Origin of the sequence: Streptomyces sp. NPDC007088, from assembly GCF_042869355.1 — a bacterium.
In the GTDB taxonomy this organism is placed as follows: Bacteria; Actinomycetota; Actinomycetes; order Streptomycetales; family Streptomycetaceae; genus Streptomyces.
In genome coordinates this window covers 234530-251049 of the sequence record NZ_JBIAFO010000009.1, presented here as the reverse complement: position 1 = coordinate 251049, position 16520 = coordinate 234530, and the positions used below count along the sequence as shown (strand labels likewise).

The window sequence follows — 16520 nt, the reverse complement described above, 5'->3', positions numbered from 1 at the left end:
CCCGTGGCCGCGCCACCCCGACACGGGTGGCAGACTGAGGTCCGTGAGGGACCAGGGGACGAACCGCACCGGCGTGCCCGGTGATGACGGCGGGAGCCGAGCGGCCTCGCCGCCGGTCCCCAAAACGGCGGTATGAGGGGAAGCATGGGGGGCTCAGCGGCACCGTGAGGATTCTGCACACCTCCGACTGGCATCTCGGCCGGTCCTTCCACCGGGTCGGCCTGATCGACGCGCAGGCCGCCTTCCTCGACCACCTCGTGCGGACCGTCCGGGAACAGGCGGTCGACGCCGTCGTCGTCGCCGGGGACGTCTACGACCGCGCGGTGCCCTCGCTGGCCGCCGTCGAGCTGTACGACGAGGCGCTGCACCGCCTCTCCGCGCTGGGCGTGCCCACGGTGATGATCTCCGGCAACCACGACTCGGCGCGCCGGCTCGGGGTCGGCGCCCGGCTGCTCGGCGCGGCCGGGATTCACCTGCGCACCCGGCCCGAGCACTGCGGGGAGCCCGTCGTCCTGCGCGACGCCCACGGCGACGTGGCCTTCTACGGGCTGCCCTACCTCGAACCCGCCCTGGTGAAGGACGAGTTCGCCGCCGTCGCCGATCACGAGGGGGTCCTCGGCGCCGCCATGGACCGGGTGCGCGCCGACCTCGCCACCCGGCCCGCGGGCACCCGCTCCGTCGTCCTCGCGCACGCCTTCGTCGTCGGCGGCCTGCCCAGCGACAGTGAACGGGACATCACCGTCGGCGGGGTCGCCGCCGTGCCCCGCTCCGTCTTCGACGGCGTCGACTACGTCGCGCTCGGCCACCTCCACGGCAGCCAGGTGCTCGCCGAACGCGTCCGCTACTCGGGCTCCCCGCTCGCCTACTCCTTCTCCGAGGCCGGACACCGCAAGAGCATGTGGCTCCTCGACCTCGGGCCGCGCGGGGAGATCGCCGCCGAACGGATCGACTGCCCGCGGCCACGCCCCCTCGCCCGGCTGCGCGGCACCCTCGCCGCGCTCCTCAGCGACCCCGCGCACACCCCGCACGAGGAGTCCTGGGTCGAGGCCACCCTCACCGACACGCTGCGGCCCGCCGAACCCATGGCCCGGCTCGCCGCCCGGTTCCCGCACGTCCTCCATCTGGTCTTCGCCCCGGACCGGACCCTGGACGAGGAGCACACCTCCTACGGAGAACGGGTGCGCGGCCGCAGCGACCAGCAGATCGCCGAGGACTTCGTGACCCACGTCCGGGGAGCCGCCGCCGACGCCCGCGAACGCGACGTCCTGCGCGAGGCCGTCGACTCCGTACGCGTGGACGTCCAGGGAACGGAGCGCGGACGATGAGACTGCACCGGCTGCGCGTCACCGCCTTCGGGCCCTTCGCCGGCACCCAGACCGTGGACTTCGACTCCCTCTCCGAGGCCGGGCTCTTCCTCCTGCACGGACCCACCGGAGCCGGGAAGACCTCCGTGCTCGACGCCGTGTGCTACGCGCTCTACGGCAGCGTGCCCGGCGCCCGGCAGTCCTCGGGCGGACGCGGCGAGGGGCTGCGCAGCGACCACGCGGCGCCCGCCGTCCGCACCGAGGTCCAGCTGGAGATGAGCGTCGCCGGACGCCGCCTCGAAGTGACCCGGCAACCCGCCTGGGAGCGCCCCAAGAAACGAGGCACCGGCACCACTCCCGACAAGGCGCAGACCTGGCTGCGCGAGCACCGGCCCGGCACCGGCTGGACGGATCTCAGCCGCTCCCATCAGGAGGCCGGCGAGGAGATCGGCGCCCTGCTCGGCATGAGCAAGGACCAGTTCTGCCAGGTGGTACTGCTCCCACAGGGCGAGTTCGCCCGATTCCTGCGCGCCGACACCGCGGAACGCGGCACCCTGCTCGGCCGCCTCTTCGACACCCGGCGCTTCGCCGACGTCGAAGCGCGGCTCGTCGAACTCGGGCAGCGGGCCGGCGCCGGAGTGAAAGAGGGCGACACCCGCGTCCTCACCCTCCTGCACCGCCTCCAGGAAGCCGCCGGGGCCAGTGCGGAGCTGCCCGTCCCCCAGGCGCAGGCAGGTGATCCCGGGCTCGCGGCGCAGGCCCTCGCCTACGCCGCCGTCGCGCGCGGCACGGCTCGCGAACACCGCGACCTCGCCGGTCTGCGCGAGGAGCAGGCGGGCCACAACCTCGCCGCCGCCCGCCAGGACCTCGACGAGCAGCGCGAGCGCGAACGGCTCCAGGCCCGCCACGCCGAAGCCCTCGCCCGCGCCGAGGCGCTCGCCGCCCAGGCGGGAGAGCACCAGGAGACGGTGGACCGCGTCGAACGCTCCCGCCGCGCGGAGAGCGTCGCCCCCGCCCTCGACCTGCGCGAGAGCGAGGCGGTCGCACACGAGGAGGTCCTCCAGGCCGAGCGCCGCGCGCGGGCCGCACTGCCCGCCACGCACGCCGGGGCGGGCGCCGCCGCGCTCGCCGACGCCGCCCGCCGCGCCCACGAGGAACGCGGCACCCTCACCGCCGCCCGCCGCGCCGAGCGACGCCTGTACACGATCGCGGAGGAACTGCGGCGGCTGGAGCGCGAGGAGCAGGCCGACGAGGAGACGCGCGCCGAGGCCGAGGCGTGGCTCGACGCGTGGCCCGAGCGCCAGAGCGAGCTGCGCGCCCGCGTCACCCGCGCCCAGGAGGCGGCCACCCGCGTCGAACAGCTCACCGCGCGGATCGACCCCGCCCGGACCCGTCTGGACGCCGCTCGCCGCAGGGACCGCCTCACCGCCGAGCACGCCCGCGCCGCCGACCGAGCGGCCTCGGCCCGAGCGGAGCGCGACGACGCGCGGCAGCACTGGCTCGACCTGCGCGAGGCGCGGCTCCAGGGCATCGCAGCCGAACTCGCCGAAGGGCTGACCCTCCGGCAGCCCTGCCCCGTGTGCGGTTCCCCCGAGCACCCGGCCCCCCGCGAGCGCGGCACCCGCCACGTCGACCCGGCCGCCGAGGAGGAAGCCCACGAGGTGTACCAGCGGGCCGACGCGCGGCTGGCCGAGGCGGACCGTCAACGGGCCGCCCTCGTCGCCTCCCGCGAGGCCGCCGCCGAGGCGGCCGGTGAGGGACCCGTCGAAGGTTTCGCCGCCACCGTCACCGCGCTGGAACAGGAACGCGCCGCCGCGCACCGAACCGCCTCCGGACTGCACGCGGCCCAGGAGGAACAGGCCCGGTCGGAGCGCGAGCACGAACGCCGCGGCGCCGCACAGCAGTCCGCCCGTACCCGCGCGGCCACCCGGGCCGCCGCCCGGGAGGCGCTGGAGCGGGAGGCCGCCGGTCTGCGCACCGAGGTCGAGCAGGCCCGCGAAGGCGCCGAGAGCGTCGAGGCGCGCGCCGCGCACCTCGACACGCTCACCGCGCTGCTCGGCGAGGCCGCCGAGCGCGCGCGGGAGGCCGAGGAGGGCGCCCGGCGGCTCAAGGACGCCGACGCCCGTCTCGCCGACGCCGCCTTCCGGGCCGGGTTCACCACCCCGCGGGAAGCGGCGCGCGCCCTGCTGCCCGAGGATCGGCTGCGTGAGCTGAACCGGCGGATCGACCAGTGGCGGCAACGGGACACCGAGGTCCGTGCCGTCCTCGCCGATCCGGAGGTCGCCGCGGCGGCCGGCCGCCCCGCCGCCCGCACCGCGCAGGCGTTGGCCCGCGCCGCGCAGGCGGAGGAACACGCCCGTGCCGCGGCGTCCGCCCGCGACGGGGCACAGCGCCGCTGCGCCGCGCTCGACGGGCTGTCGGCGCGACTGGCCTCCGAGGTGCGGGCCCTGGGACCGTTGCGCGCCGAGTACGAACGGATCGCCGCCCTCGCCGCCCTCGCCACGGGGCGCTCGGCGGACAACGAACGCAAGATGCGCCTGGAGTCCTACGTACTGGCCGCCCGCCTCGAACAGGTCGCCGCCGCGGCCTCCGCCCGGCTCGGGCGGATGTCCGCCGGCCGCTACACCCTCGTCCACTCCGACGACCGCGGCGGCCGCCGCCGCTCCGGCCTCGGCCTGCACGTCGTGGACGCCTGGACCGGCCGGGAACGCGACACCGCGAGCCTGTCGGGCGGGGAGACCTTCTTCGTCTCCCTCTCCCTCGCCCTCGGCCTCGCCGACGTCGTGACCGACGAGGCGGGCGGCGTACGCCTCGACACCCTCTTCGTCGACGAGGGCTTCGGCAGCCTCGACGAACAGACCCTCGACGAGGTCATGGACGTTCTCGACTCCCTGCGCGAACGCGACCGCTGCGTCGGCGTCGTGAGCCACGTGGGCGATCTGCGCCGCCGCGTCCACGCCCAGCTGGAGATCGTCAAGGGACGCTCGGGCTCCTCCGTACGGCAGTACGCGAACGGCGCGGACACCCCCTGACCCTTCAGCGGCCCAGCGGACGGCGGGTCAGGGGCGAGGAGTACACGACGCTCGTGGTGACCGGGCCCAGCGCGCCGATCCGCCCCACGAGGCCCTCCAGGTCCCGCATGGAACGCGCCGCCACCTTGATCATGAAGCAGTCGTCCCCCGTGACGTGGTGCGCCTCCAGGATCTCCGGGGTCACCGCGAGCAGGTCGTGGAAGGGCTTGTAGTTGCCGTGGGGGTAGCGCAGCCGGACGAAGGCGAGCACCGGCAGCCCGAGGCGTTCGGGGTCCACCACGGCCGCGTAGCCCTGGATGACGCCCGCCTCCTCCAGCCGCCGGACCCGCTCGGTGACGGCGCTCGGCGACATCGAGACCGTGCGCGCCAGATCGGCGAACGAGGCGCGTCCGTCCCGCTGGAGGGCGTCCAGCAGCTGCCAGTCGGTGGCGTCCGGGGAATAGTCGGTCATCGGGCAGGTATAGCAGGGAAACACCGGGCGGACGCGTGAAGGGCCGGGGATCGCGCCTTCAGCCGGCCCCTCGGGCCACCTAGGTTTCTCCGCATGAACACCGCACCCGGAGGGCCCGACGCCCCCGCCCCGTCCGTCCCCGGCACGCCCTCGGCCGTCGTGCGCCATCTCGCCGCACCCGCGCGGGCCGCCGCGCACTTCCGTGCCCTGCTCGACTGCACCACCGACGTGTCCGACGTCGCCGGCGCGCTGCTCGGCGAGCGGGAGCCGGACTTCGTCCTGGTCGACACACGGTCCGCCGAGTCCTGGGGCCAGGGCCACATCCCCGGCGCCCTGCACCTGCCCACCGCCACACTCGCCGCCGGGGCCGCACCCCACCTCGACCCGGCCGTACCCGTCGTCGTGCACTGCTGGGGCCCCGGCTGCAACGGGGCACAGCGCGCCGCCCTCGTCCTCGCCGGACAGGGCTACCGCGTCAAGGAGTTGCTGGGCGGCTTCGAGTACTGGGTGCGGGAGGGGTTCGCGTACGAGACGGCCGGAGCCGGCGGAGCGGCACGCCGGCAAGACCTCCCGGACCGGCTCACCGCCCCGCTCGGCACGGCGGACTGCGGCTGCTGACGCGCGCCCGCCCCCGCGCGGCCCCACGGGAGGGGCGCGCACGGGGGCGGGAGCGGGCTGAACCGGTTCAGAGCTTCGACAGCTCGTCCACCAGATCGTCCAGGCCCAGGGAGCCCTGGGACAGCGCCGCCATGTGCCACTTCTTCGCGTCGAAGGAGTCGCCGTGCGCGCGGCGGGCGTTGGCCCGGCCGGTCAGCCAGGCCCGCTCGCCGAGCTTGTAGCCGATGGCCTGGCCCGGCATCGACAGGTAGCGGATCATCTCGCTCTCCACGAACGCGGCCGGCCGGCTGGAGTGCGTCGCGAAGAACTCGTGCGCCAGGTCCGGGGTCCAGCGCTCACCGGGGTGGAACGGGGAGTCGGCCGGGATCTCCAGCTCCAGGTGCATCCCGATGTCCACGATGACCCGCAGCGCGCGCATCATCTGGCCGTCGAGATAGCCGAGCCGCTTCTCCGCCGTGTCCAGGAAACCCAGTTCGTCCATGAGCCGCTCGGCGTACAGCGCCCAGCCCTCGACGTTGGCCGAGACCATGCCGATGCCCGCCTGGTAGCGGGAGAGGTCGTCGGCGACGTGCGCCCACTGCGCGAGCTGGAGGTGGTGGCCGGGCACGCCCTCGTGGTACCAAGTCGACACGAGGTCGTACACCGGGAAGCGGGTCTCGCCCATCGTCGGCAGCCAGGTCTGGCCGGGCCGCGAGAAGTCCTCCGAGGGAGCCGTGTAGTACGGCGCCGCGGCCCCGCCCGCCGGGGCGATCCGCGCCTCCACCCGGCGTACCCGCTCGGCGAGTTCGAAGTGCGTGCCGTCCAGCTTCCCGATCGCCTCGTCCATCAGGGCCTGGAGCCACTCCCGCACCTGATCCACGCCCTCGATGTGCGTCCCGTGCGCGTCGAGGTGGGCGAGCGCCGTCCACGGGCTGTCGGCGCCCGGCAGCACCCGCTCCGCCTCGGTCCGCATCTCGCCGAGCAGACGGTGGAACTCCGCCCAGCCGTACGCGTACGCCTCGTCCAGGTCCAGGTCGGTGCCGTTGAAGAAACGGGCCCAGCGCGCGTAGCGTTCGCGGCCCACGACGGCGGGGGCGCCCTCGATCGCCGGGGCGTACACGTCCCGCATCCAGTCGCGCAGCCCCGCGAGCGCCGCGGTCGCCCCGCGCGCCGCCTCGTCCAGCTCGGCGCGCAGCGCCCCGGGGCCCGCCGCGACGAACTCGTCGAACCAGCCGCTGCCCTCGCCCGCCCACTCGGTGAGCTGCCCGACGAAGGTCGCGGTCGGCTCCGGCTGGCCGTACAGCTTCCGCTCCAGGCCCAGCGCGAGGGAGGCGCGGTAGCCCTCGATGGCGGCGGGCACCGCGCGCAGCCGCTCGGCGACGGCCGCCCAGTCCTCCTCCGTCTCGGCCGGGGTCACCGTGAACACGTCGCGCACGGAGTGCGCGGGGGTGGTCATGTTGCCGACCGTGCGCAGGCTCTCCTGCGCCTCGTGGACGGCGAGTTCAGCCGTGAGCCGCTCGCGCAGCAGACGGGCGCAGCGTCGTTCGATGTCGCTGTCCGCGCCCGGGGCCCGCTCGGCCCGCGTCAGCCGGTCCAGGGTGTTCCTGGCCAGCCGCGCGAGCGCCTCGGCCCCCTCGGGGGAGAAGTCGGGCAGTCTGCTCGCGCTCTCCTTGATACCGAGGTAGGTGCCGGTGATGGGGTCGAGGGCGATGAGGTCGTCGACATAGGCGTCGGCCACCTCGCGGGGCAGCGGGATCTGGGTGTCTGGCATGGCCCACATCTTGGTACGGAGAAGACCCTCGCGTCATCCGGGGTGGCAAAGGGGCATGTGCCGGTCCTGGCCGGACGCGCGCGTACGCGCCACCGGGGCGGTGACGCGTACGCGAGGGGCGCGGCGGGCCGGGCTCACTCGCCGGGCAGCGCCGCGCGCCGCCGGTCCTCCCCGGCCCCGGCGGGCGGGGGGAGAGGGGACAGGCGCGCCGTGATGACGAGGGTGCCCTCCTCGATCTGGTAGTCCAGTGGCAGTCCGAGACCGCGCATCGCGGCGACCATGCCGCTGTTCGACGCCCGGGTCACCGCGTAGACGCTGTCCGCACCCGCCGTCCCGGCCATCGCGACGAGCCGTTCCAGCAGGCGCGCGCCGACGCCCCTGCGCTGCCACGCGTCCTCGACGAGCAGCGCCACCTCCGTCTCGTCCCCGTCCCACAGCAGGTGGCCTAGGGCCACCAGCCCTCCCGAGGCGTTGCGGGCCGCGAGGGTCCGGCCGTGCCGGGGGCTCAGCAGGTGGTGGAGATAGCGGTCGGCGTCACGTACCGGGCCGTGGTAGCGCTGCGTGAGCGTCGCGGGCGAGCAGCGGTCGTGCATCGCGCGGGCCTCGGCCAGGTCGCCGGTGTCCGCGCGGACCACGGTGACCTCCTCGCCGCGCGGCAGCGTGCAGACCTCCTCACCCGAGGGCCGGCGGGGACCGAGCCGGGCGTCCAGCTCCAGCAGGGCCCGTGCGCGGGCGAACTCGGTCGGGGTGAACGGCAGGTAAGCCCGCTCCACGGTGACGACGTCCCCTTCGGGCGCGCGCAGCCGCAGGACGGTGCCGGTGCCGCCCGGTCCGTCCAGGACGCCCTCACGCGGGGTACCGTCCGCCAGGCTCGCGGAGGGGACCGTACGGATCGAGCAGCGGCCCAGCAGTTCGCGCAGCGCGAGCGGGAGTTCCGCCGCGTCCAGGGCGGTGCGGGTCGCGAGGTGCAGGATGCGGGCCGGGGCGTCGACAAGGTCGTGCGCGTCGGCCCGCTCGATCCAGGTGGAGCGGCCCCCGGCCCGCGCGACGGTCCGGTTCAGCGTGGTCGCCGTCAGGCTCGCCGGGGCGCGCAGCGAGAACTCGTCGACGGTGCCCTCGGCCAGCGGATGCGTCTGCAGGCTCAGGATGTCGACGTGCCGGGTGGCCAGCGCCGTGCACAGCGCGGCGAGCGAGCCCGGCTCGTCCCGCACCGTGGTCCGCATCCGCCACAGCGTCGTCTCCTCGTCGGCGCGCACGGGCGCCGGCTCCGCGTCCTGGGAGGGCTCCGGCGTCGCCGTGTCCCCGGAGGCGGTGTCGGCCTCCTTCGGCGGGGCGTGGCCGTGACCGTGGCGCCGTGACCACCAGACGTGGAAGACGGTCGTGGCGGTCAGCAGGACGGCCGAGGTCACGAGCAGCTCGGGCCCGCGCGGCCCGTGGGCGACGGTGTTGGCCACCGCGTCGGCCACGGCCACGGCGGTGAAGAGCGCGGCCAGCTCGACCAGATCGCGACGCCAGTGAGGAGCGCGGCGGCCCTGTCGGCGGGCGCGGCGGGAGGAGGGGCGGTGCACAGCGGTCTCAGCATCCATGAGGTCACTGTGGGGCACAGGTGTTGCGTGGCCACGAACACTGTGTGACTGAGCGGTTAAGTGTCGTTCCGTTCCGAAAAAGGTCCTTTAGTGCGTCTATTGAGTGATAGTGGGTATTTGTGGCTCTCTTTCTGATCGAACGCCGCTCTCCGCTGGCTGTCGCCGAGGCGTGGCGGCTGCTGACCGACTGGCGCCGGCACGGCAGGACCGCCCCGCTGACCACGGTCACGGTGCGCCACGCGCCCCCCGACGGCGGCCTCGGCACGTTGTTCGTCGCGCGGACCCGGCTGGGCCCGCTCGGCTTCGACGACCCGATGGAGGTCACCGGCTGGGAGCCGCCCGAGGGGGCCGGGGCCGGGCACTGCCGGCTCGACAAGCGCGGGCGGGTCGTCACCGGCTGGGCCCGTATCGACGTCCTCCCGCGGCCCGCCGGAGGCTGTCTGGTGCGCTGGCGGGAGGACCTGCGGGTGCGCGGACTGCCCCGGCTCGCCGACCCCGTACTGGGCCGGTCCGGGCAGCTCCTCTTCGGGCGCGCGGTCGACCGGCTGTTGCGCGAGCCGTAGGCGCCGCTGCCCACTGTCCCGGGACCGGGACCGGGACCGGGGCCGGGGGCCTCCGGAGCGTCCCGTCCGACGCCGCCCCGGGCCCCCGGTGGACCTCCCTCACGGGCCGGGACTGGCCCTGTCGCGCCCCGGTCCCCTCACCGTCCCGCCGTCACGGCTTCAGGACCAGGCGGACCGGGGCGGGCGACTCGCGGCGCAGCAGCCGGTCCACCGCCTGCCCGGCCTCGGCCAGCGGCAGGACGCCGCTGACGGAACGGGAGAACTCCAGGCGGCCGCGGCCCACGAGCTGCACGAGCTGGTCCACATGAGCGTCCGAGGAGCCGTAGTGGCCCAGGATCTGCTGCTGGAAGTAGCTGAAGGCCGTGCCGCCGCTGATCGTCAGCGGCTTGTCCGTCAGCCCGACCAGCACGAGCTTGCCCGCCGGGGCCAGGCAGGTGACGGCCTGCTCGCGGACGGCGGGCACCCCGGCGAAGTCGAAGGCCACCGCGAGGCCCACGCCCGCGGTCTCGGTCCTGATCCGGGCCCGCAGCTCGGGGTCGGCCGAGTCGAGGGCGAGGTCGGCGCCGAAGGCCAGGGCCCTCTCCCGCGCCTCCGGGGAGGGGTCGACGGCGATGATCGGCGCCGCGCCCACCGTCCGCAGCAACTGCACACCGTGCGCCCCGAGGCCGCCCACCCCCCACACGCCGACCGCCTGCGCCGGACGCACCTGGGCGGTCGTGGTGATCGCGGCCCACGGGGTGGACACCGCGTCCGGGATGATCGCGGCCTCCTCGAAGGACAGTGAGTCCGGCAGCGCGAGCAGCGTCTGCGCCGAGGCGATCGCGTACTCGGCCCAGCCGCCGTCGTAGTCGACCCCGCGCGTCCACACCGCGCCGCCGCGGTGCTCACCGGCCTGGAGCAGCACGCGCCGCCCCTCGGTCCAGCCGCCGACGCCCGGTCCGGTCGCCGCCACCGTGCCCGCCACCTCGTGGCCGAGCGTCACCTCGTCGCCGGGCAGGTACAGCGGGGTCAGGGTCCCGTCGATGAGGTGCACGTCGGACAGGCACACGCCGGCCGCCGCCACCTTCACCAGGACCTCACCCGGGCCCGGCACCGGGGTCGGGACCTCCTTGACGGCGAATTCACGGGTCTTCACGTTGAGCCGGCCGGCGAGCATGGTCATCACTTGTCCTGGTTCCAGTTCTGGGGCTTGTTCTTGCGGGGGACCGCCGGGGAGGCGGCCCGGACGGAGTCCTGCGGCGCGGGAAGCGGTGTGCCGGGGCGGGCGCGGCCGAGGGCGGCGGCGAGCGCCGCGAGGGCGCCCTCGACGAGAGGCCGGCGCAGTTCCTCCTCCAGCCCCGCCTCCCACCAGATCAGACAGGCCGCGTCGACGTAGGCCAGATAGCCGTCCACGACGAGGCGCACCGCGAGATCCGCGGGGTCCAGACCCAGCATCGCGTTCACCCGGTCCCGGTAGGCGGCGCGGCCGCGTTCGCGCACCGCGAGCGCCGAGGCCGGGACGGAGCCGGGGGAGCGCAGAAGAGTCGCCCAGCCGTTGGCGCCCTCGGCGACGAAGCCGAGATAGACGGAGAGGCTCGCGCGCAGCCGCGTCCAGCCGTCCGCCTCCGGGCCGAGCGCCAGGTCACCCGCGTCCTGGCGCTCCAGCAACTGGTCCAGGGCGTGCTCGGCCATCGCCGCGTACAGCCCCGCCTTGCTGCCGAAGTACCGGTGTGCGAGCGCCTCCGAGGCCCCGGCGGCGCGGGCGATCCGCGCGACCGACACCTGCGAGTACTCCGCCTCCCGGAAGGCGTCCCCGGCCGCCGCCAGAAGGGCGGCGCGCCGCTCGGCCTCGCCGAGGCGGCGCCGGGGCGCCGGCGCGGCGTCCCGCTCGTCCCGCTCGTCCCGCTCCCTCGCGTTCATGACGCCACCATACGACTTACTGAGCCAGACTCAATAAGTCGTATGGTGTGAGTCCGGTCTCCGGGCGGGGCGCGGGGCGACCGGGTCAGCGGGCCTGCCGGTAGGCGCGGCCGACCTCCGTCTCCACCGCTCCGGAGCGGTACAGGCCGGTGCTCGGCCCGCTGTCGGCGGCCGGCAGGCCGAACCAGGCGTAGCGCCGCACGTACGGCAGGGAGTCCAGCATCCTCGTGGACGCCGTCACGAAGGCGGCCTGTTGCTCCGCGCTCGGGAAGCGGGTGCCGTGGGAGAAGTCCGTGAGCGCGTACTCGGTGAGCCAGACGGGCTTGCCGTACTTGCGGTGCACCGCTTCGAGATACGACCGCAGCTGCTCGACGGCCGGCCCGGTCCGGAAGTCGCCGCCGTACCAGTGCAGGGCGACGAAGTCGACGCGGTAGCCGCGCGCGGCCGCCCCCGTCATGAAACGGTCCAGCCAGCCGCCGGCCGTGTCCCCGCCGTACGCGACGGCCGGGCTGCCGAGCACCTTGCCGGTGGCCATCAGCTTCGGCCACAGCTCCAGCGCCCGGTCGACCGACATGTCCGACTGCTCGGCCATGTCGGGTTCGTTGAAGCCGAGCAGATAGGGGCCGTTGGCCTTGGCCGTCGCGAGGTTCGCCGCGTCCACGGACTTCTCGCCCCACACCATCGGCACGAAGCCCTTGGCGCCGGAGCCGACGACGCCCCGCGGACTCGCCGCCCACGTGTAGTACCAGCCCGCTCCCGACCGGGCCAGCGCCCGGTCGGCGCCGGGGAAGGCCCAGACCCCGACGCCCTTGCGGTCCGAGGACACCGTGCTCACCTGTGGGGCGGCGGGCGCCCCGGCGCTCCGGACGGGAGCTGGGGAGGGGCTCGCGGCCGGCTTGCGCGAGGGGTCCGGCTTCGCGGTACGGGAGGCGCTCGCGCTGCCGGTGGGACGGGGGGCCGGGGAGACGGAGGCGGAGGCGGAGGGCGCGGGGGTACGGGGCACCGGCGAGGGGAGAGCGGCGGGCGCGTCCGCCGTACGCACCGTCCCGCTGTCCGCGGCGGGGGAGCCGCTCAGCAGCCAGGGCGTGACGACCGCCGCCGCCACGGCCGCGGCCGCCGCCGCGCTCGCCACCGGGTGACGCCGCAGCGCCCCGCCCCGGCCGGCCCGGTGCGCACCACCGCGCCGCGGGCTCGACGCGGTGGTGCGCGGGACCGGCGCGGGGGAGGCGGGCGCGGCGGGGTACGGGTCCGGGTGCGCGAAGGCGTGCGGATCGCCGTGCGGGCCGGGACCGGAGGGCGTGAACCCGTCGGACAGCGAGGCCGCGTCCCACGGGCTCGGGCCCGCGTACGGCACCGGCAGCAGCGGGAGACCGGCCAGCAGCCGTTCCATCGGCAGCAGCCGGCCCCCGTGCCCGCACTCGGCGCAGCCGCGCACATGACGCGCGATCCGCTTGCGCCACAACGGGGAGGGCACGCCGTCCCAGCCGCGCAGCACCTCGCTCAGCTCGGCGCAGTCCCCGGCCGCCGCGAGCGCCCCGACCACCAGCCGCGCGGTCTGCATCTGCTCCTTCATCCGCTGCACCCGGACCGCCGCGTGCCGCCGCGACACCCCGAGCGCCTCGGCCAGCTCCGCCCGGCTCAGCTCGCCGGTCTCCTCCAGCCACCACAGGGCCAGCAGCGACCGGTCGTCCCCGTCCAGCCAGCGCGTCGCCTCCGCGAGCTGTCTGCGCTGATCGGTCAGGCCCAGGCGCAGGACGGTGAGCCCCACGAAGTCCGCCGCCGGATCGGGCAGTTGCTCGGCGCTCTCCAGCTCGGCGCGGTGCCGGCCGGCCGAGCGCAGCGTGCGTTCCCGGTCCCGTATCCGGCGTACGGCTATCGCGATCAGCCAGGAGCGGAACGCCGCCGGATCGCGCAGCTCGGGCAGCCCGCGCACGACCCGCAGCAGCGTCTCCTGCACGACGTCGTCGACGTCGCTGTGCCCGTTGAGGGCGCGGCCCACGATGTTGTAGACCAGCGGGAGGCAGTCCGCCAGCAGGCGGTCCATGGCCTCCCCGTCCCCGGACCGGGCGGCGAGCACCGTCCCGGTGTCGGGCCCGCTGTGACCGGCTTCCCGCATAACGGCTCCTCCACGTGCAGCGTTCCTCGGCGGCCGCCCGGCGTTCGCGCGGCCCCTCCCTGGGAGACGGAAGCGGCCCGTCCCCGACAACAGAAATCCCTCAGGACCCTCCCGCCACCCCGCTCCGTCCCCGTTCCGTGACGAGCGCCGCCTCACCGCGCCGCATGAGGCGTCCGTAGCAGGACATACGAACGAGATGAGAGCGAACCAGCCAGAGCCGACGCCCGGACAGCGGTCCGTCGTGCCGAGCGAGCCGCCCCGGCCGCGCGGCACCCTGAGCGCGCGCGGTTCCGCGAGCCCCATGGCCCAGGGCCGGATCATGGAACCGAGCAGGGAGGGCGAGGGCAGCCTCGCACACGTCGTGGAGACCCTGCTCGACAAGGGCCTCGTCCTCAACGCCGACATCATGGTGTCGGTCGCCGGGGTCGAACTCCTCGGTATCCGGCTGCGCGCCGCCCTCGCCTCCTTCGAGACCGCCTCGCGCTACGGACTGGAGTTCCCCGCCGGGACGGACACGGAGACCGCCGCGTGGCGCGAGACCCGGATCGACAAGGAGGAGTGCCCGCAGTGCGGTAAGCGGTCCCCGACCCAGCAGTTGCTGGAGGAGTGGTGCCCGTGGTGCGGCTGGCGCAGCGCGCAGTCCCTGGAGAACGGGCGCGGCGCCGGCGCCCTGACCGCGGACGGGGACGGGGACGGGACTGCCGGGGGGACGCGTAAGGACGCCCGGGACGACTCCGGGAAGACGGACGCGGACGCCGAGAACACCGAGAACGCCGAGAACGCCGAGGACGCCGGGAAGTCCGGACGGCGCAGGACCGGGAAGTCCGGCGGTCAGGAGGCCGACGAGGCGGGCGGGGAGTCCGCCGGGGCCGCGTCGGCGCGCGAGGAGGCCGAGGACGGTGGCTGAGCGGCCTCCCGTGAAGCCCACCCGCGATCCGCGGGTGACGCTGGACGACCTCGTCGAGGTGCTGCTGAACAAGGGCGCCGTCCTCCATCTCGACCTCATCATCTCGGTCGCCGACATCCCCCTCATCGGCGTGAGCCTGCGCGCGGCGATCGCCGGCATGGAGACGATGCTCGAACACGGCATGATGCGCCAGTGGGACGAGCACACCCGCGCCTGGGTCGAGGGCTCGGCCGCCCGCGAGGGGCTCGACCTGCGCGAGGGTGAGCGGCACGTCGCGCAGATGCACGGCGGACACCTCCTGGAGGAGGGCGTCTACACCGCCTGGCGTCCGGGCACCGTGTTCCTCACCGACCGGCGACTGGTCGTCCTGCGGCGCGATCCGCGCGAGATCATGTGGCAGTCCGACCTGAGCGCGATCCGCGAGGTGCGCCCGGAGACGGAGCGCAGCGCGGGCGGCGCCCCGCGCACCCGGGTCCGGCTCACCCTGGACGGCGGGACCACCGCCCTGCTGTCCGCCGCCGACCCGCGCGCCCTGTGCGACCTGCTCGACCGCGCCCTGCCCGGGGTGCTCGGTGGGGAGCTGCTGCCGGGCGCCGCCCAGCAGGTGCTCGCCGAGGGCCACCTGTGGTACCAGGAGCCGCGCCGGGAAGGCCCGTTGTGGCGCGGCGGTACCGGAAAGCTCACGCCCGGCGGACTCGTCTGGAAATCGCCCCTCGACGCCCGCCCCGCGCTCGCGCTGCCCGCCGACGACCTGCTCGGCGTACGGCAGACCTCGGGGCACAGCCCGGGTGGCGACGGCACCGTCCTGGAGCTGCGCACCCACAGCCTCGGCGAGGTCCGCCTCGCCGCCACCGACACCGCGCACTGGTACGAGAAGCTGCGCGAACTGACCGACCGCGGGGACGAGCCGGCGGACGCGGCCGGCGCTACGGCGCTGCCCGCCCCCGCCCGCTGACGACCCTCGCAGGCCCACCGCAGGCCCTTCGAAGGAGGACACCATGGCCATCACCGTGGACGAGAAAAGCCTGAAACACGGGGTGCTGTCCCTCGTGGTGACCCTGGTCGAGGTGATCCAGGAGGCGCTGGAGCGCCAGGCCGTGCGCCGAATGGAAGGCGGTTCGCTCACCACCGAGGAGCTCGAACGCCTCGGCGACGCCCTCCTCGAACTCGACGAGGCGATGGAGGACATCAAGGAGGAGCATGGCATCACCGATTCCGTCGCCGACCTCCACCGGGGACTCGACGAGGTCGTGGACGACGTCGTGGACAAGCTGGTGAACCCCGCCCGCTGGGCCGAGGAGGCAGGACGATGACGACCCCCCGCGAACAGCTCGCGCAGGCCCGCCCGCAGGACCCGGCAGCGAGCGGGGACCCGGCGGGCATACCGGAGCGGACCGGGAACGCCGCCGCGCAGGCCCAGGCGCCGACCTCGGACACCGCCCTCTACATCTACGCCCTCGTGCCCGAGGACACCGAGCTGCCGCCGCGCGTCTCGGGCCTCGACGGCCGCCCCCTGCACCTCGTCACCGCGCCGGGCACGGGCCTCGCCGCCCTCGTGCACCGCAGCGCCCCCGCCCCCTACCAGGGCCCCGACGAGCAGGTGCGGCGGTGGGTCGCCGAGCAGGACGCGGCCCTCGTCGCCGTGTGGGAACGCGTGGGCACCGCGCTGCCGATGACCTTCAACGTCCTGGTCCCCGCCGGACCGGAGGCGAGCGCCGAGGAGCGCGTCAGAAACTGGCTGACCGGCCGCGCGGAGGTCCTGCGGGCCATGCTCGACACGCTGCGCGGACGCGCCGAGGTACGGGTCGAGATCAGCGTGGACCGCGAGGCGGTGACCGAGGACGACGAGGAGGCCAGGGCGATCCAGGAGGAGATGGCGGGCCGCTCTCCCGGGCTGCGCCGCATGCTCGCCAAACGCCTCGACCGGATGCGCAAGGAAGCCTCCGACCGGCTCGCCGACACCCTCCACGGGGCGGTGCGCCGCCGTCTCGCCGCGGTCGCCGACGACATCAGCGAACGCGCGGGCCGGGGCCCCGGCTCCGGCGAGGTGAGCGTCTTCGCGGGCGCCCTGCTGGTGCGCCACGAGGACATCGACACCGTCGGCGCGCTGCTCGCCGACATCCAGGAGGAGCAACCGGCCGCCGTCATCCGCTACCTGGGCCCGTGGCCGCCGTACTCCTTCACCGAACTCCCGGCCGCGCCCGGCGCCGAGGAAGAGCAGGGCGACGCGGGCCCGGAGGGCCGGTGAAGGGGTACGGCGGGGCGTACGCCTGACCTCCGCCCCCTCCCGGCAG

Annotated in this window: 14 protein-coding genes; 8 read left to right on the top strand and 6 right to left on the bottom strand. The window is 75.2% G+C overall.

Going from position 1 to position 16520, the window contains the following annotated elements:
* The first annotated feature begins 164 nt into the window (after positions 1-164).
* Together ACFYMP_RS17045 and ACFYMP_RS17040 are read left to right on the top strand one after the other, a co-directional pair.
* A complete protein-coding gene (locus tag ACFYMP_RS17045) occupies positions 165-1325 on the top strand; it encodes an exonuclease SbcCD subunit D (protein WP_388857365.1) in 1161 nt (386 codons plus the stop codon).
* Positions 1322-4336 carry an AAA family ATPase gene (locus ACFYMP_RS17040; RefSeq protein ID WP_388857362.1) on the top strand — a complete coding sequence of 1005 codons (3015 nt, stop codon included), beginning with the start codon at positions 1322-1324 and terminating at the stop codon, positions 4334-4336. The genes ACFYMP_RS17045 and ACFYMP_RS17040 overlap by 4 nt, the downstream gene beginning before the upstream one ends.
* Positions 4337-4340: 4 nt before the next feature.
* Here ACFYMP_RS17040 and ACFYMP_RS17035 read toward each other — a convergent pair whose 3' ends face one another.
* Entirely contained in the window at positions 4341-4787 is a 447-nt protein-coding gene (locus ACFYMP_RS17035) for an Lrp/AsnC family transcriptional regulator (RefSeq protein ID WP_388857359.1), read from the bottom strand.
* Positions 4788-4880: 93 nt separating this feature from the next.
* Here ACFYMP_RS17035 and ACFYMP_RS17030 point away from each other — a divergent pair, with 93 nt between their 5' ends.
* Positions 4881-5405 (top strand): rhodanese-like domain-containing protein, encoded by a 525-nt coding sequence (locus ACFYMP_RS17030; protein WP_388857356.1) that lies wholly within the window; start codon positions 4881-4883, stop codon positions 5403-5405.
* A 67-nt stretch (positions 5406-5472) separates the two neighbouring features.
* On the opposite strand, the gene ACFYMP_RS17025 is transcribed toward ACFYMP_RS17030, so the two are convergent.
* Both ACFYMP_RS17025 and ACFYMP_RS17020 read right to left on the bottom strand, forming a co-directional pair.
* Positions 5473-7155, bottom strand: coding sequence for a DUF885 domain-containing protein (locus tag ACFYMP_RS17025; RefSeq protein ID WP_388857353.1), 1683 nt, complete (start codon positions 7153-7155; stop codon positions 5473-5475).
* 134 nt (positions 7156-7289) lie between these two features.
* The gene (locus ACFYMP_RS17020; RefSeq protein WP_388857350.1) at positions 7290-8741 is read right to left on the bottom strand and encodes a GNAT family N-acetyltransferase; all 1452 of its coding nucleotides are present in this window, start codon (positions 8739-8741) and stop codon (positions 7290-7292) included.
* Positions 8742-8860: 119 nt separating this feature from the next.
* On the opposite strand from ACFYMP_RS17020, the gene ACFYMP_RS17015 reads away from it, so the two are divergent.
* Positions 8861-9304 (top strand): SRPBCC family protein, encoded by a 444-nt coding sequence (locus ACFYMP_RS17015; protein WP_388857347.1) that lies wholly within the window; start codon positions 8861-8863, stop codon positions 9302-9304.
* 151 nt (positions 9305-9455) lie between these two features.
* Here ACFYMP_RS17015 and ACFYMP_RS17010 read toward each other — a convergent pair whose 3' ends face one another.
* The 3 genes from ACFYMP_RS17010 to ACFYMP_RS17000 all read right to left on the bottom strand — a co-directional run bounded on the left by ACFYMP_RS17010 (position 9456) and on the right by ACFYMP_RS17000 (position 13319).
* A complete protein-coding gene (locus ACFYMP_RS17010; RefSeq protein ID WP_388857344.1) occupies positions 9456-10469 on the bottom strand; it encodes a zinc-binding dehydrogenase in 1014 nt (337 codons plus the stop codon).
* Positions 10466-11203, bottom strand: coding sequence for a TetR/AcrR family transcriptional regulator (locus ACFYMP_RS17005; protein WP_388857341.1), 738 nt, complete (start codon positions 11201-11203; stop codon positions 10466-10468). The genes ACFYMP_RS17010 and ACFYMP_RS17005 overlap by 4 nt, the downstream gene beginning before the upstream one ends.
* 85 nt (positions 11204-11288) lie before the next feature.
* On the bottom strand, positions 11289-13319 hold the full coding sequence (locus ACFYMP_RS17000; RefSeq protein ID WP_388857338.1) for a sigma-70 family RNA polymerase sigma factor: 2031 nt from the start codon (positions 13317-13319) through the stop codon (positions 11289-11291).
* A 196-nt stretch (positions 13320-13515) separates the two neighbouring features.
* Here ACFYMP_RS17000 and ACFYMP_RS16995 point away from each other — a divergent pair, with 196 nt between their 5' ends.
* Genes ACFYMP_RS16995 through ACFYMP_RS16980 form a run of 4 tightly spaced genes read left to right on the top strand, consistent with a single transcriptional unit; the run spans position 13516 to position 16474 of the window.
* Complete coding sequence (locus tag ACFYMP_RS16995) at positions 13516-14226, top strand: gas vesicle protein (protein ID WP_388857335.1); 711 nt, start codon at positions 13516-13518, stop codon at positions 14224-14226.
* The gene (locus ACFYMP_RS16990; protein WP_388857332.1) at positions 14219-15181 is read left to right on the top strand and encodes a gas vesicle protein; all 963 of its coding nucleotides are present in this window, start codon (positions 14219-14221) and stop codon (positions 15179-15181) included. Before ACFYMP_RS16995 ends, ACFYMP_RS16990 begins: the two co-directional genes overlap by 8 nt.
* A gap of 43 nt (positions 15182-15224) precedes the next feature.
* Positions 15225-15539, top strand: a complete 315-nt coding sequence (locus ACFYMP_RS16985) for a gas vesicle protein K (RefSeq protein WP_363149522.1) — start codon at positions 15225-15227, stop codon at positions 15537-15539.
* Positions 15536-16474: a GvpL/GvpF family gas vesicle protein gene (locus tag ACFYMP_RS16980; RefSeq protein WP_388857329.1), complete on the top strand. Its 939-nt coding sequence runs from the start codon at positions 15536-15538 to the stop codon at positions 16472-16474. The genes ACFYMP_RS16985 and ACFYMP_RS16980 overlap by 4 nt, the downstream gene beginning before the upstream one ends.
* Positions 16475-16520: the final 46 nt, after the last annotated feature.

Bases quoted from the DNA above. Each gene is read 5' to 3' on its own strand.
- ACFYMP_RS17020 (WP_388857350.1), bottom strand. From the start codon at position 8,741: ATGGATGCTGAGACCGCTGTGCACCGCCCCTCCTCCCGCCGCGCCCGC.
- ACFYMP_RS16985 (WP_363149522.1), top strand. From the start codon at position 15,225: ATGGCCATCACCGTGGACGAGAAAAGCCTGAAACACGGGGTGCTGTCC.
- ACFYMP_RS17000 (WP_388857338.1), bottom strand. From the start codon at position 13,319: ATGCGGGAAGCCGGTCACAGCGGGCCCGACACCGGGACGGTGCTCGCC.
- ACFYMP_RS17025 (WP_388857353.1), bottom strand. From the start codon at position 7,155: ATGCCAGACACCCAGATCCCGCTGCCCCGCGAGGTGGCCGACGCCTAT.
- ACFYMP_RS17040 (WP_388857362.1), top strand. From the start codon at position 1,322: ATGAGACTGCACCGGCTGCGCGTCACCGCCTTCGGGCCCTTCGCCGGC.
- ACFYMP_RS16995 (WP_388857335.1), top strand. From the start codon at position 13,516: ATGAGAGCGAACCAGCCAGAGCCGACGCCCGGACAGCGGTCCGTCGTG.
- ACFYMP_RS17035 (WP_388857359.1), bottom strand. From the start codon at position 4,787: ATGACCGACTATTCCCCGGACGCCACCGACTGGCAGCTGCTGGACGCC.
- ACFYMP_RS17005 (WP_388857341.1), bottom strand. From the start codon at position 11,203: ATGAACGCGAGGGAGCGGGACGAGCGGGACGAGCGGGACGCCGCGCCG.
- ACFYMP_RS16980 (WP_388857329.1), top strand. From the start codon at position 15,536: ATGACGACCCCCCGCGAACAGCTCGCGCAGGCCCGCCCGCAGGACCCG.
- ACFYMP_RS17030 (WP_388857356.1), top strand. From the start codon at position 4,881: ATGAACACCGCACCCGGAGGGCCCGACGCCCCCGCCCCGTCCGTCCCC.